This is a genomic window from Buttiauxella noackiae ATCC 51607, assembly GCF_001654865.1.
Classification (GTDB): Bacteria; Pseudomonadota; Gammaproteobacteria; order Enterobacterales; family Enterobacteriaceae; genus Buttiauxella; species Buttiauxella noackiae.
On sequence record NZ_LXEO01000048.1, the window covers coordinates 12824 to 26152 of the forward strand.

General features: G+C 48.7%; 29 protein-coding genes. 2 read left to right on the top strand and 27 right to left on the bottom strand.

Translation table 11 applies throughout. The features are described 5' to 3' along the window. Window positions 1-5: 5 nt before the first annotated feature. The 25 genes from rpsK to rpsJ all read right to left on the bottom strand — a co-directional run bounded on the left by rpsK (window position 6) and on the right by rpsJ (window position 11563). Window positions 6-395, bottom strand: coding sequence for a 30S ribosomal protein S11 (rpsK, locus tag M979_RS15575; RefSeq protein ID WP_004138423.1), 390 nt, complete (start codon window positions 393-395; stop codon window positions 6-8). Window positions 396-411: 16 nt separating this feature from the next. After that, the gene (gene rpsM, locus M979_RS15580; protein WP_034461763.1) at window positions 412-768 is read right to left on the bottom strand and encodes a 30S ribosomal protein S13; all 357 of its coding nucleotides are present in this window, start codon (window positions 766-768) and stop codon (window positions 412-414) included. A gap of 146 nt (window positions 769-914) precedes the next feature. Continuing rightward, complete coding sequence (gene rpmJ / locus M979_RS15585; protein WP_000868187.1) at window positions 915-1031, bottom strand: 50S ribosomal protein L36; 117 nt, start codon at window positions 1029-1031, stop codon at window positions 915-917. A 30-nt stretch (window positions 1032-1061) separates the two neighbouring features. After that, complete coding sequence (secY, locus tag M979_RS15590) at window positions 1062-2393, bottom strand: preprotein translocase subunit SecY (protein ID WP_034461764.1); 1332 nt, start codon at window positions 2391-2393, stop codon at window positions 1062-1064. Window positions 2394-2400: 7 nt separating this feature from the next. After that, entirely contained in the window at window positions 2401-2835 is a 435-nt protein-coding gene (gene rplO / locus M979_RS15595; protein WP_034461765.1) for a 50S ribosomal protein L15, read from the bottom strand. Window positions 2836-2838: 3 nt separating this feature from the next. Beyond that, a complete protein-coding gene (gene rpmD / locus M979_RS15600) occupies window positions 2839-3018 on the bottom strand; it encodes a 50S ribosomal protein L30 (RefSeq protein WP_004846568.1) in 180 nt (59 codons plus the stop codon). 6 nt (window positions 3019-3024) lie between these two features. After that, entirely contained in the window at window positions 3025-3525 is a 501-nt protein-coding gene (gene rpsE / locus M979_RS15605; RefSeq protein ID WP_034461766.1) for a 30S ribosomal protein S5, read from the bottom strand. Between the two features lie 14 nt (window positions 3526-3539). Then, complete coding sequence (rplR, locus tag M979_RS15610; protein WP_034461768.1) at window positions 3540-3893, bottom strand: 50S ribosomal protein L18; 354 nt, start codon at window positions 3891-3893, stop codon at window positions 3540-3542. A gap of 9 nt (window positions 3894-3902) precedes the next feature. Further along, entirely contained in the window at window positions 3903-4436 is a 534-nt protein-coding gene (gene rplF / locus M979_RS15615) for a 50S ribosomal protein L6 (protein WP_034461769.1), read from the bottom strand. A gap of 13 nt (window positions 4437-4449) precedes the next feature. Further along, window positions 4450-4842 carry a 30S ribosomal protein S8 gene (gene rpsH / locus M979_RS15620; protein WP_034461770.1) on the bottom strand — a complete coding sequence of 131 codons (393 nt, stop codon included), beginning with the start codon at window positions 4840-4842 and terminating at the stop codon, window positions 4450-4452. Between the two features lie 30 nt (window positions 4843-4872). Next, on the bottom strand, window positions 4873-5178 hold the full coding sequence (gene rpsN, locus M979_RS15625; protein ID WP_034461771.1) for a 30S ribosomal protein S14: 306 nt from the start codon (window positions 5176-5178) through the stop codon (window positions 4873-4875). A gap of 13 nt (window positions 5179-5191) precedes the next feature. Then, on the bottom strand, window positions 5192-5731 hold the full coding sequence (rplE, locus tag M979_RS15630) for a 50S ribosomal protein L5 (RefSeq protein ID WP_034461772.1): 540 nt from the start codon (window positions 5729-5731) through the stop codon (window positions 5192-5194). Window positions 5732-5745: 14 nt separating this feature from the next. Beyond that, window positions 5746-6060, bottom strand: coding sequence for a 50S ribosomal protein L24 (rplX, locus tag M979_RS15635; RefSeq protein WP_034461774.1), 315 nt, complete (start codon window positions 6058-6060; stop codon window positions 5746-5748). 10 nt (window positions 6061-6070) lie between these two features. Beyond that, complete coding sequence (gene rplN, locus M979_RS15640; protein ID WP_002438705.1) at window positions 6071-6442, bottom strand: 50S ribosomal protein L14; 372 nt, start codon at window positions 6440-6442, stop codon at window positions 6071-6073. Window positions 6443-6608: 166 nt separating this feature from the next. Continuing rightward, a complete protein-coding gene (rpsQ, locus tag M979_RS15645; RefSeq protein WP_034461775.1) occupies window positions 6609-6863 on the bottom strand; it encodes a 30S ribosomal protein S17 in 255 nt (84 codons plus the stop codon). Then, window positions 6863-7054, bottom strand: coding sequence for a 50S ribosomal protein L29 (rpmC, locus tag M979_RS15650; RefSeq protein ID WP_008457158.1), 192 nt, complete (start codon window positions 7052-7054; stop codon window positions 6863-6865). Before rpmC ends, rpsQ begins: the two co-directional genes overlap by 1 nt. Beyond that, the gene (gene rplP, locus M979_RS15655; RefSeq protein WP_008927134.1) at window positions 7054-7464 is read right to left on the bottom strand and encodes a 50S ribosomal protein L16; all 411 of its coding nucleotides are present in this window, start codon (window positions 7462-7464) and stop codon (window positions 7054-7056) included. Before rplP ends, rpmC begins: the two co-directional genes overlap by 1 nt. Before the next feature lie 12 nt (window positions 7465-7476). After that, on the bottom strand, window positions 7477-8178 hold the full coding sequence (gene rpsC / locus M979_RS15660) for a 30S ribosomal protein S3 (protein WP_000529945.1): 702 nt from the start codon (window positions 8176-8178) through the stop codon (window positions 7477-7479). 17 nt (window positions 8179-8195) lie between these two features. Then, entirely contained in the window at window positions 8196-8528 is a 333-nt protein-coding gene (gene rplV / locus M979_RS15665) for a 50S ribosomal protein L22 (protein ID WP_034461779.1), read from the bottom strand. Between the two features lie 13 nt (window positions 8529-8541). Then, window positions 8542-8820: a 30S ribosomal protein S19 gene (gene rpsS / locus M979_RS15670; RefSeq protein WP_001138115.1), complete on the bottom strand. Its 279-nt coding sequence runs from the start codon at window positions 8818-8820 to the stop codon at window positions 8542-8544. Window positions 8821-8836: 16 nt separating this feature from the next. Further along, window positions 8837-9658, bottom strand: coding sequence for a 50S ribosomal protein L2 (gene rplB / locus M979_RS15675; protein WP_034461780.1), 822 nt, complete (start codon window positions 9656-9658; stop codon window positions 8837-8839). A 17-nt stretch (window positions 9659-9675) separates the two neighbouring features. Further along, complete coding sequence (gene rplW / locus M979_RS15680; RefSeq protein WP_034461781.1) at window positions 9676-9978, bottom strand: 50S ribosomal protein L23; 303 nt, start codon at window positions 9976-9978, stop codon at window positions 9676-9678. Next, window positions 9975-10580, bottom strand: coding sequence for a 50S ribosomal protein L4 (gene rplD, locus M979_RS15685; RefSeq protein WP_034461782.1), 606 nt, complete (start codon window positions 10578-10580; stop codon window positions 9975-9977). The genes rplW and rplD overlap by 4 nt, the downstream gene beginning before the upstream one ends. 10 nt (window positions 10581-10590) lie before the next feature. Continuing rightward, entirely contained in the window at window positions 10591-11220 is a 630-nt protein-coding gene (rplC, locus tag M979_RS15690; protein ID WP_034461783.1) for a 50S ribosomal protein L3, read from the bottom strand. 31 nt (window positions 11221-11251) lie between these two features. Further along, window positions 11252-11563 carry a 30S ribosomal protein S10 gene (gene rpsJ, locus M979_RS15695; RefSeq protein WP_034461784.1) on the bottom strand — a complete coding sequence of 104 codons (312 nt, stop codon included), beginning with the start codon at window positions 11561-11563 and terminating at the stop codon, window positions 11252-11254. A gap of 380 nt (window positions 11564-11943) precedes the next feature. Between rpsJ and M979_RS15700 the strand changes: the two genes are divergently transcribed. Beyond that, window positions 11944-12462 (top strand): prepilin peptidase, encoded by a 519-nt coding sequence (locus tag M979_RS15700; protein ID WP_245164764.1) that lies wholly within the window; start codon window positions 11944-11946, stop codon window positions 12460-12462. Here M979_RS15700 and bfr read toward each other — a convergent pair. Continuing rightward, complete coding sequence (gene bfr, locus M979_RS15705; RefSeq protein ID WP_064555507.1) at window positions 12446-12922, bottom strand: bacterioferritin; 477 nt, start codon at window positions 12920-12922, stop codon at window positions 12446-12448. The genes M979_RS15700 and bfr overlap by 17 nt on opposite strands. Before the next feature lie 71 nt (window positions 12923-12993). Continuing rightward, the gene (gene bfd, locus M979_RS15710; RefSeq protein WP_034461786.1) at window positions 12994-13188 is read right to left on the bottom strand and encodes a bacterioferritin-associated ferredoxin; all 195 of its coding nucleotides are present in this window, start codon (window positions 13186-13188) and stop codon (window positions 12994-12996) included. Between bfd and M979_RS23630 the strand changes: the two genes are divergently transcribed. Continuing rightward, on the top strand, window positions 13123-13329 hold a 207-nt coding region (locus M979_RS23630; protein ID WP_209439635.1), incomplete at its 3' end, for a hypothetical protein. The genes bfd and M979_RS23630 overlap by 66 nt on opposite strands.

The window sequence follows — 13329 nt, forward strand, 5'->3', positions numbered from 1 at the left end:
GAGCGTTATACGCGACGTTTTTTCGGCGGACGACAACCGTTGTGAGGGATCGGAGTCACATCAGTAATATTAGTGATGCGGAAACCAGCGGCGTTCAGAGCACGAATAGTAGATTCGCGGCCTGGACCCGGTCCCTTAACCATAACTTCAAGGTTCTTGATACCGTATTCTTTCACAGCTTCTGCGCAACGCTCTGCTGCAACCTGAGCTGCGAACGGAGTGGACTTGCGAGAGCCACGGAAACCGGAACCACCGGCAGTTGCCCAACCCAATGCATTACCCTGACGATCAGTAATGGTAACGATTGTGTTGTTGAAAGAAGCATGGACATGAGCCACGCCGTCAGAGACTTGTTTTCTTACACGCTTACGTGCACGAACTGGTGCCTTTGCCATTATTCAATCACCCCGATTATTTCTTGATCGGTTTGCGCGGACCCTTACGGGTACGTGCGTTGGTCTTCGTACGCTGACCGCGTACTGGCAGACCACGACGATGACGCAAACCGCGATAGCAACCAAGGTCCATCAGACGCTTGATGCTCATACTCACTTCACGGCGCAGATCACCTTCAACGACAAATTTGGCAACTTCGTCACGCAGCGTGTCGATTTGTTCTTCAGACAGCTCTCTGATCTTAACATCTTCAGCGATACCCGCCGCAGCACAAATGGCCTTTGAACGAGTCTTGCCTACACCGTAGATCGAAGTTAAAGCGATCACGGTATGTTTTTGATCAGGAATGTTAATGCCTGCTATACGGGCCACTATGCACTCCTACTATTTTGATTATGCGTCCCATACCGAAAAGCCCGTTTTCAGGATACTCAAATGGAAACGCATAGACATACAAAAGATTGGCTGGCTAATCTAGCCAGCTCAACCCAACTTTGCAAGAAAAATATGCGAGATAATCAGCCTTGACGCTGTTTATGCTTCGGTTCGGCGCTGCAAATCACGCGAATAACACCGTCACGCTTAACGATTTTGCAGTTACGACATAATTTCTTGACGGAAGCACGAACTTTCATTTTTACTCTCCGTAACTTCTCAAGCGACTATTAACGGCCGTAGCCTTTCAGATTCGCTTTCTTCAATGCAGACTCGTACTGACTAGACATCATCAGAGTTTGCACTTGAGCCATAAAGTCCATGATAACCACGACAACAATGAGCAGCGAGGTTCCACCGAAGTAGAAAGGCACTTTCATTGCGTCACGCATGAACTCCGGGATTAGGCAGATAAAGGTAATGTACAACGCACCAACCAAGGTCAGGCGGGTCATCACTTTATCAATATACTTCGCCGTTTGTTCTCCCGGACGAATTCCTGGTACAAATGCACCGGACTTCTTCAGGTTATCTGCTGTTTCACGTGGGTTGAAAACCAACGCTGTATAGAAGAAACAGAAGAAGATGATTGCAGACGCATAGAGTAACACATAAAGCGGTTGCCCAGGCTGCAAATACAGCGAAATTGTAGTCAGCCAGTTCCAACCGGTACCGCCCCCAAACCACGATGCAATCGTTGCCGGGAACAGAATAATACTGGAAGCGAAAATTGCTGGAATAACACCAGCCATATTCACTTTCAGCGGTAAATGCGTGCTCTGCGCAGCATAGACACGACGACCCTGTTGACGTTTTGCGTAGTTTACCACAATGCGGCGTTGACCACGTTCAACAAAAACAACGAAGAAGGTCACTGCGAATACTAGTACTGCAACCAACAGCAACAGAAGGAAGTGCAGGTCGCCTTGCCTTGCTTGCTCGATAGTATGGCCAACGGCCGGCGGCAAACCCGCAACAATACCAGCGAAGATTATGATTGAGATACCGTTGCCGATACCACGCTCAGTAATCTGTTCGCCTAGCCACATAAGGAACATAGTCCCCGTGACAAGACTCACAACAGCTGTGAAGTAGAATGCAAAGCCTGGGTTTAACACCAAGCCTTGCATACCAGGCATATTCGGTAAACCGGTAGCAATACCGATTGACTGGAATATTGCCAGCACCAGAGTGCCGTAACGGGTGTACTGGCTGATCTTACGACGACCAGACTCCCCTTCTTTCTTCAACTCTGCTAACGCTGGATGAACCACCGTTAGGAGCTGGATAATAATCGATGCCGAAATATACGGCATGATACCCAATGCAAAGATAGAAGCACGGCTGAGAGCACCACCAGAGAACATGTTAAACATTTCAATGATAGTGCCTCGCTGTTGCTCAAGCAGTTTGGCAAGTACAGCGGCATCAATACCAGGGATCGGAATAAAAGAGCCAATACGGAACACAATCAGCGCACCGATAACAAACATCAGTCTGCGTTTCAGCTCGCCAAACCCGCCTTTAGCACTTTGAAAATCTAATCCCGGTTGCTTTGCCATCTGCTACTTATTCCTCGATTTTACCGCCAGCAGCTTCGATAGCAGCACGAGCGCCTTTAGTGACACGCAGGCCGCGAACAGTTACCGGACGAGAAACCTCGCCAGACAGAATCACTTTCGCGAACTCGATCTGGATACCGATAATGTTTGCTGCTTTCAGCGTGTTCAGGTCAACTACGTCGCCTTCAACTTTCGCAAGATCGGAGAGACGAATCTCACCAGTGATCATTGCTTTGCGAGAGGTGAAACCGAATTTCGGCAGACGACGGTACAACGGCATCTGGCCACCTTCGAACCCACGACGTACGCCACCGCCAGAACGAGAGTTCTGACCTTTGTGACCACGACCGCCGGTTTTGCCGAGACCAGAACCGATACCACGACCCAGACGCTTGGAAGCGTGCTTAGACCCTTCGGCCGGAGACAGAGTATTTAAACGCATCTCTTACTCCTCAACTTTAACCATGTAGGAAACCGCGTTGACCATACCACGTACAGCAGGAGTATCCTCGCGCTCTACGGTGTGGCCAATACGACGCAGACCCAGGCCAAGCAGCGTTGCCTTGTGTTTCGGCAAACGACCGATCGCACTGCGGGTTTGTGTAATTTTAATAGTCTTTGCCATGGTCAATTACCCCAGAATTTCTTCAACGGATTTACCACGCTTGGCAGCGACCATTTCCGGAGACTTCATATTCGCCAGGCCATCAATAGTTGCACGAACCACGTTAATCGGGTTGGTGGAACCATATGCTTTAGCCAAAACGTTATGAACTCCAGCGACTTCCAGAACGGCGCGCATTGCACCACCGGCAATAATACCGGTACCCTGGGAAGCCGGCTGCATGAACACACGAGATCCTGTGTGCACACCTTTAACAGGGTGCTGCAGGGTGCCGTGATTCAGCGCGACGTTAATCATGTTGCGACGGGCTTTTTCCATCGCTTTCTGGATAGCTGCTGGAACTTCACGCGCTTTTCCGTAACCAAAACCAATGCGACCATTACCATCGCCAACCACTGTCAGAGCAGTGAAGGAGAAGATACGACCACCTTTAACGGTTTTAGATACGCGATTTACCGCGATCAGCTTTTCCTGCAGTTCGCCAGCTTGTTTTTCGATGTGAGCCATCTTACACCTCTACCTTAGAACTGTAGGCCAGCATCACGGGCAGCATCTGCCAGTGCCTGGACACGACCATGATATTGGAAACCAGCACGGTCAAAGGATACTTTCGTAATGCCTTTTTCCAGTGCGCGCTCTGCAACAGCTTTACCCACAGCTGTAGCGGCGTCTTTGTTTCCAGTGTACTTCAGTTGCTCAGCGATAGCTTTTTCTACAGTAGATGCAGCTACCAGGACTTCTGAACCGTTCGGTGCGATAACCTGTGCATAAATATGACGAGGCGTACGGTGAATCACCAGACGAGTCGCACCCAGTTCTTTGAGCTTGTGACGTGCGCGGGTCGCACGACGGATACGAGCAGATTTCTTATCCATAGTGTTACCTTACTTCTTCTTAGCCTCTTTGGTACGCACGACTTCGTCGGCGTAACGAACACCCTTGCCTTTATAAGGCTCAGGACGACGGTAGGCGCGCAGATCAGCAGCCACTTGTCCAATCATCTGCTTATCAGCGCCTTTCAGCACGATTTCAGTTTGAGTTGGACATTCAGCAGTGATTCCCGCTGGCAGAGCATGTTCAACAGGATGAGAGAAGCCCAGGGCCAAACTCACCGCATTGCCTTTAACTGCTGCACGATAACCTACACCAACCAGCTGCAGCTTCTTAGTGAAGCCTTCGGTAACACCGATAACCATTGCATTTAACAACGCACGAGTGGTACCCGCTTGGGCCCACGCGTTTGCAAAACCTTCGCGTGGAGCGAAAGTCAGTGCATTATCAGCGTGTTTAACTTCAACAGCATCGTTGATTGTACGAGTCAGCTCGCCGTTCTTACCTTTGATCGAAATAACCTGACCGTTGAGTTTTACCTCTACGCCAGCAGGAATAACGACCGGTGCTTTAGCAACACGAGACATTTTATTCCTCCAATTAGGCTACGTAGCAGATAATTTCGCCACCAAGACCAGCTTGGCGCGCTGCACGATCAGTCATAACACCTTTAGAGGTAGAAACGACAGCAATACCCATACCGGCCATAACTTTAGGCAGCTCATCTTTTTTCTTATAGATGCGCAGACCTGGGCGGCTGACTCGCTGAATGCTCTCTACCACAGCCTTGCCCTGGAAATACTTAAGAGTCAGTTCCAGTTCAGGCTTGATGTCGCCTTCGATTTTAAAATCTTCAATATAGCCTTCTTCTTTCAGCACGTTGGCAATTGCCAATTTCAGCTTGGAGGAAGGCATGGTGACCGCAACTTTATTCGCGGCTTGACCGTTACGGATACGGGTCAGCATATCCGCGATCGGATCTTGCATGCTCATCTGTCTTTACTCCCGTGATTCAATTGGATATTACCAGCTAGCCTTTTTCAAGCCAGGTACTTCACCGCGCATAGCGGCTTCACGAAGCTTAATACGGCTCAACCCGAATTTGCCCACATAACCATGCGGACGACCAGTTTGGCGGCAGCGGTTACGCTGACGGGACGGGCTGGAATCACGCGGCAGAGACTGCAGCTTAAGAACCGCATCCCAACGTTCTTCGTCGGATGAGTTCACACCAGAGATGATAGCTTTCAATTCCTCGCGTTTAGCGCGGTATTTGTCGGCCAGTTTCACGCGAACGACTTCGCGTGCTTTCATCGATTGCTTAGCCATTAGTAACCCTACCTTACTTACGGAATGGGAAGTTAAAGGCAGCCAGCAGAGCACGGCCTTCATCATCAGATTTCGCAGTAGTGGTAATGGTAATATCCAAACCACGAACGCGATCGACTTTGTCATAGTCGATTTCTGGGAAGATGATCTGCTCACGGACACCCATGCTGTAGTTACCACGACCATCGAATGACTTAGCGGACAAGCCACGGAAGTCACGGATACGCGGTACAGCAATGGTGATCAGGCGCTCAAGAAACTCCCACATGCGTTCGCCACGCAGAGTTACTTTACAGCCGATCGGATAGCCCTGACGGATTTTGAAGCCTGCAACTGATTTGCGTGCTTTGGTGATCAACGGCTTTTGACCGGAGATTGCTGTCAAGTCAGCTGCTGCATTATCCAGCAGTTTCTTGTCAGCGATCGCTTCACCCACACCCATGTTCAGGGTGATCTTCTCGACCCGAGGGACTTGCATGACAGAATTGTAGTTAAACTCAGTCATGAGTTTTGTAACTACTTCGTCTTTGTAGTAATCATGCAGTTTCGCCATCGTACTACTCCAAATTACTTGATAGTTTCGCTGTTAGACTTGAAGAAACGGACTTTTTTGCCCTCTTCAAATCTAAAGCCTACACGGTCAGCCTTGCCGGTTGCCGCATTGAAGAGTGCAACGTTAGAAACTTGAATAGCAGCTTCTTTTTCAACGATGCCACCTGGTTGGTTCAGGGCCGGAACCGGCTTCTGATGTTTCTTAACCAGATTGATACCTTCAACAATGAGCTTGCCGGAAGACAAGACATTCTTAACTTTACCGCGCTTACCTTTATCTTTACCGGTTAACACGATAACTTCGTCATCACGACGGATTTTAGCTGCCATGATTCGCTCCTTAGAGTACTTCTGGTGCCAGAGAGATAATTTTCATGAACTTCTCATTACGCAGTTCACGAGTTACCGGCCCAAAAATACGCGTGCCGATTGGTTGCTCGCTGTTATTGTTTAAAATAACGCATGCATTACCATCGAAGCGAATGACAGAACCGTCCGGGCGACGAACACCCTTCCTGGTGCGCACCACTACCGCTTTCAGGACATCGCCTTTCTTCACCTTACCACGAGGAATTGCTTCCTTGATGGTAATTTTGATGATGTCGCCGACGCCTGCGTAGCGACGGTGCGAGCCACCCAGAACCTTGATACACATTACGCGACGCGCGCCGGAGTTGTCGGCTACGGTCAGCATAGTCTGTTCTTGGATCATTTCAGTGCTCCGCTAATGTCAACTACTACTTCGGGACCCATAATTAGGTCGTTAAAAAGCCCCATAAACGAGGGCGCGGCATTATAACACCGGTTCCTGAATATGGGTAGAAAAAATAAACGGCTCATTTACTGAGCCGTTTATTCGTTAGACAAAGCTCACTGTATTACAGAACAGCTTTATCTACAACGCGAACAAGCGTCCAAGACTTAGTCTTAGACAATGGACGGCATTCGCGGATTTCAACCACGTCACCGATACCACATTCATTGTTCTCGTCATGTACGTGCAGTTTGGTCGTACGTTTGATGAATTTACCGTAAATCGGGTGTTTCACCACACGTTCGATAGCAACAACAATGGATTTCTCCATTTTGTCACTAACAACGCGACCTTGCAGAGTACGGATTTTATCGGTCATTACGCACCCGCCTTCTGAGTCAATAAAGTCTTAACACGTGCAACATCACGACGCACTTGCTTCAGCAGGTGAGTCTGTTGCAGCTGGCCACTTGCTGCTTGCATACGCAGATTGAACTGCTCACGCAGCAAATTCAGCAGCTCGGTGTTCAGCTCTTCAACACTCTTTTCACGCAGCTCTTTTGCTTTCATTACATCACCGTCTTAGTTACAAAGGTGGTTTTAATCGGCAGTTTCGCTGCTGCCAGCTTGAATGCTTCACGGGCCAGCTCTTCTGGTACGCCGTCCATTTCATACAGGACTTTGCCAGGCTGAATCAAGGCAACCCAATACTCTACGTTGCCTTTACCTTTACCCATACGCACTTCAAGCGGCTTTTCGGTGATCGGTTTGTCCGGGAATACACGGATCCAGATCTTACCCTGACGCTTAACTGCACGGGTCATTGCACGACGTGCTGCTTCGATCTGACGTGCAGTCAGACGACCACGGCCAACAGCTTTCAGACCGAAAGTGCCGAAGCTAACATCCGTACCGGCAGCCAGACCACGGTTGCGGCCTTTGTGCACTTTACGGAATTTTGTACGCTTTGGTTGTAACATCAGCGACTCTCCTTACTTACGGCCTTTACGCTGCTGCTTTTTAGGTTGAGCAGCCGGTTTTTCCGGTTGTTCAACAGCAGCCATCCCACCCAGGATCTCACCTTTAAAGATCCACACTTTAACGCCAATTACACCATAAGTGGTGTGCGCTTCAGAGGTGTTGTAGTCAATGTCAGCACGCAGTGTGTGCAACGGCACGCGACCTTCACGATACCATTCGGTACGTGCGATCTCGGCGCCGCCCAGACGGCCGCTAACTTCAACTTTGATACCTTTAGCGCCCAGACGCATGGCATTCTGTACAGCACGCTTCATAGCACGACGGAACATAACACGACGTTCCAGCTGAGAAGTGATGCTGTCAGCAACCAATTTTGCGTCCAGTTCAGGCTTACGAACTTCGGCGATATTGATCTGTGCAGGAACGCCAGCGATATCCGCTACGACCTTACGCAGTTTTTCTACGTCTTCGCCTTTCTTACCGATTACGATGCCAGGGCGAGCAGTGTGAATAGTCACACGGATGCTCTTAGCTGGACGCTCGATAACGATACGAGATACAGACGCCTTCGCCAGTTCCTTCGTCAGGTACTGACGAACTTTAAAATCGCTGTCCAGGTTGTCAGCGAATTCTTTGGTGTTCGCAAACCAAGTAGAGTTCCAAGGTTTTACAATACCCAGGCGAATACCATTAGGATGTACTTTCTGACCCATTGCTAGTCTCCAGAGTCTCAGCGATCGGACACAACCACAGTAATGTGGCTGGTGCGCTTCAGGATGCGATCTGCACGACCTTTTGCACGCGGCATAATGCGCTTCATGCTTGGGCCTGCGTCTACGAAGATTTTCGCGACTTTCAGATCGTCAATGTCAGCGCCATCGTTGTGTTCAGCGTTAGCAATGGCAGATTCCAGAACTTTCTTGACCAATACCGCAGCTTTCTTGTTGGTGAAGGTCAAAATTTCCAGTGCCTGCGACACTTTCTTACCGCGAATAAGGTCTGCAACAAGGCGAACCTTTTGAGCAGAAGAACGAGCGTGGCGATGTTGAGCTAAAGTTTCCATCTCTTCCTCCTACTTATTTCTTCTTGGCTTTTTTATCAGCAGCGTGGCCGCGATAAGTACGTGTCGGTGCAAATTCACCCAGTTTGTGACCGACCATTTCGTCGGAAACAAATACCGGAACATGCTGACGACCATTATGGACAGCGATGGTCAAACCGATCATGTTAGGAAAGATCGTTGAACGACGGGACCAAGTGCGCAGGGGCTTCTTGTCACCGCTTTCCACCGCTTTCTCTACCTTCTTCAGCAAGTGCAGGTCAATAAAAGGACCTTTCTTGAGAGAACGTGGCATGGCTTATCCTCTAAAATTATTTGCTACGGCGACGTACGATGAATTTATCAGTACGCTTGTTGCTGCGGGTCTTCTTACCTTTGGTCTGAACGCCCCACGGAGTTACCGGGTGCTTACCAAAGTTACGACCTTCACCACCACCGTGTGGGTGGTCGACTGGGTTCATCGCAGTACCGCGAACGGTAGGACGAACACCACGCCAGCGAGCAGCACCTGCTTTACCCAGAACGCGGAGCATATGCTCAGAGTTACCGACTTCGCCCATGGTTGCACGGCAGTCAGCTTCGACTTTACGCATTTCACCAGAACGCAGACGCAGGGTAACGTAAGCACCATCACGTGCAACGATCTGCACATAGGTACCAGCAGAACGAGCCAGCTGACCGCCTTTACCTGGTTTCATTTCTACGTTATGAACGGTAGAACCAACCGGGATATTGCGCATCGGCAGGGTGTTACCTGCTTTGATTGCAGCATCAACGCCAGATTGAATCTGGTCGCCAGCTTTCAGGCCTTTAGGGGCCAGGATGTAACGGCGTTCGCCATCTTTGTACAGAACCAGTGCGATATTCGCAGAACGGTTCGGATCGTACTCAAGACGTTCAACAACTGCCGGGATACCGTCTTTGTTGCGTTTAAAGTCAACAATACGATAAGCCTGCTTGTGACCACCACCGATGTGACGAGTAGTGATACGACCATTGTTGTTACGGCCACCGGATTTGCTGTTTTTTTCAACCAGCGGAGCAAATGGTTTGCCCTTATGCAGCTCAGGGTTGACCACTTTAACTACGTGGCGACGACCCGGAGATGTCGGTTTACATTTAACAACTGCCATTGTTTTTCTCCTCCGACTTACTCAGCGCCGCCGACGAAGTCCAGATTCTGGCCTTCCTTCAGGGTGACGTAAGCTTTTTTCCAGTCGCTACGACGACCGATACGCTGTCCATGACGCTTAGTTTTACCTTTAACAAGCAAGGTATTAACGCCTTTAACTTCAACTTCGAACAGTTTCTCAACAGCAGCAACGATCTCTGCTTTGGTCGCGTCTTTTGCAACTTTGAGAACGATGGTATTTGTTTTTTCCATCGCCATAGATGCTTTTTCAGATACGTGCGGCGCGCGCAGTACTTTCAGCAGACGTTCTTCACGGATCATGCCAGCATCTCCTCAACTTGCTTAACTGCATCAGCAGTCATAACGACTTTGTCGAAGGCGATCAGGCTAACTGGATCGATTGTTGCAGCATCGCGAACGTCAACCTTATGCAGGTTACGTGCAGCCAGGAACAGATTCTCATCCAGTTCGCCAGTTACGATCAGCACATCTTCCAGGGCCATGTCTTTCAGTTTCTGAGCAAGCAGCTTAGTTTTAGGCGCTTCAACAGAGAACTGTTCGACAACGATCAGACGATCCTGACGTACCAGTTCGGACAGAATGCTTTTCAGCGCTCCGCGGTACATCTTTTTGTTAACTTTTTGACTGTGGTCCTGCGGACGAGCAGCGAAGGTTACGCCACCGGAACGCCAGATCGGGCTCTTGATAGAACCTGAACGCGCACGGCCGGTACCTTTCTGGCGCCACGGTTTTTTACCGGAACCAGTTACTTCAGCACGAGTCTTCTGAGCACGAGTACCTTGACGTGCACCAGCTGCATAAGCAACAACAACCTGGTGTACCAGCGCTTCGTTAAAATCACGACCGAAGGTAGTTTCGGAAACAGTCAGCGCGCTTTGCGCGTCTTTCAATACTAATTCCATTGCTATCCCCTTACGCCTTCACAGCTGGTTTAACAATAAGGTCGCTACCGGTTGCACCCGGAACTGCACCCTTAACCAGCAGCAGGTTGCGCTCAGCGTCAACGCGTACTACATCCAGGCTCTGAACAGTTACACGTTCGTTACCCAGTTGGCCTGCCATTTTCTTGCCTTTGAACACTTTGCCCGGAGTCTGGTTCTGACCGATAGAACCCGGAACACGGTGAGACAAGGAGTTACCGTGAGTAGCGTCCTGGGTACGGAAGTTCCAGCGCTTAACGGTACCTGCGAAACCTTTACCTTTAGAGGTGCCAGTTACGTCAACTTTTTTAACTTCAGCAAACAGTTCAACGCTAATGTCTTGACCTACGGTGAACTCTTCGCCTTCAGCAAGGCGGAATTCCCACAGACCACGGCCAGCTTCTACGCCAGCTTTAGCGAAGTGACCAGCTTCCGGCTTAGTTACACGGCTAGCTTTTTTAGCGCCAGTGGTAACTTGAACAGCACGATAGCCATCGTTAGCCAGGTCTTTAACCTGAGTAACACGGTTTGCTTCTACTTCGATCACGGTTACTGGGATAGAAACGCCGTCTTCTGTGAAGATACGGGTCATACCCACTTTTTTACCGACTAAACCAATCATTGTTTCAACCTCTCAATCGTCAATGACCTGATTAACCCAGGCTGATCTGCACGTCAACACCAGCAGCCAGATCCAGACGCATCAGAGCATCAACGGTTTTCTCAGTTGGCTCAACGATGTCAACCAGACGCTTGTGAGTGCGAATTTCGTACTGATCACGCGCGTCTTTGTTGACGTGCGGAGAGATCAGAACGGTAAAGCGCTCTTTGCGGGTCGGCAGCGGGATCGGACCACGTACTTGCGCACCAGTGCGCTTAGCAGTCTCGACGATTTCCGCAGTTGATTGATCAATCAGACGATGATCAAACGCTTTAAGACGGATACGGATTCTTTGGCTCTGCATGAGACCATAGCTCCAATTATTTTATAGACGAAAAAAATCACTACTCACACCCATTACGATTGATGGGGGAGTGTAATCGTTCATACATAGTTCCCCAATTGGGAACATTGTCGACAGTAACTTCACTGCCAGGCTCATATCGAGCCAGCCATCGATTAAGACAGGCCCGCGCATTATACGTAAATACGCTCCTTAATCAAGCCATGGATACGAATTAAACAATCTTTTATGCAAGGGTACGGCATGCATTCAATTTGAAATGCAAGAATGGCTAGCCGTGGAATCTTCCTCGGAGGGCTTCTCGCACCTGAGCAATCTCCACTTTGTTTTCACATAGCGATTCTTTTAATGTTGAAAATCATCTCACTGTAGAGTCATCAATGGCTATGTTTACGTCCTCTTCGCTATTCGAACTGCCCTTTCTGGCAATCTATATTGGACTTTTGCTACAGCTAGCCTGGATAGATTATCGATGCATGCTGCTCCCGGATAACCTGACCTATTCCTTGTTATGGTCTGGGTTACTGTATCAGGTCTTTTTTATACCGGAACATTTAGCAACATCAATACTTGGCGCTATTTGCGGATATCTCAGTTTATGGGGGTTGCACTGGATATACTTTTATTGGCGAAAGTACGAGGGAATCGGCTATGGAGATATGAAGCTTTTGGCTGCTTTAGGAGCGTGGCATGGTTGGCAAAGTTTGGGGTGGATTCTGTTCACAGCCTCATCAACGGGCCTGTTTTCGATGTTAATAACAAAATTACTAAGAAAGAAAAAGATTTCACTGACTACCACTCCGCTACCCTTTGGCCCATACCTTGCGATAGCGGGTGGTTCAGCAGGATGGATATGTTCCACCTTCCCACTGTTTCAAGAACTCAATTTCCTTCTTTGATTTGAGATTGAATGTAATTCTGCAAACCAATTTTAGAGATGAGATCTAACTCAGTTTCCAACCAGTCTATATGGTGCTCTTCCTCCGTAAGGATTTGGATCAGCATATCGCGACTGACATAGTCATGGATGGTATCCGCGTAAGCAATCGCCTCACGTAAATCTTTTGCACCTTCCAGTTCCAGGTTGAGGTCGGACTGAAGCATTTCTTCGACATCCTCACCAATATGGAGTTTGCCCAAGTCTTGCAAGTTAGGAATTCCTTCGAGGAACAAAATACGCTCGATATACTTATCGGCGTGTTTCATTTCATCAATGGACTCATGGTATTCAACTTCGTTGAGGCGCATCAAGCCCCAGTTTTTGAACATTCTCGCATGGAGAAAATACTGATTGATCGCGACAAGCTCGTTTCCCAATAATTTATTGAGATAATTTATTATCTTAGTATCACCTTTCATTTTTACTCCCTCCGCTTCCACTACATGAAGCGTAGATGTAGCACGGAGTAAGTCAAAAAAAAGTGACTGACTTAGGCAATCTCTTTAAATTCTGGGATCTGCAATAACTCTTCTTGCATGATTTCTCGTGCTGCGCGAATGCATTTGCCACATTGGTTTCCCACTGGCACAAACTTGCGAAGCTGCTGGAAAGATTGTGGATGAAACTGGCGCACTGCCTGCCGAATTTTTTTATCACTGACACCATTACACAAACAAACGTACATAAGCACTCCCGTTCAAATTACGCGCAAAGTGTAAATGAGAATAGTTATGATTACAATAGCACGCGAATGTTGCTTCAGCAGGTAAGCGGCAAAAATTGCAAAAAAAAAGAGCGCCTGAGCGCTCTTTTTTCATACAAAAGT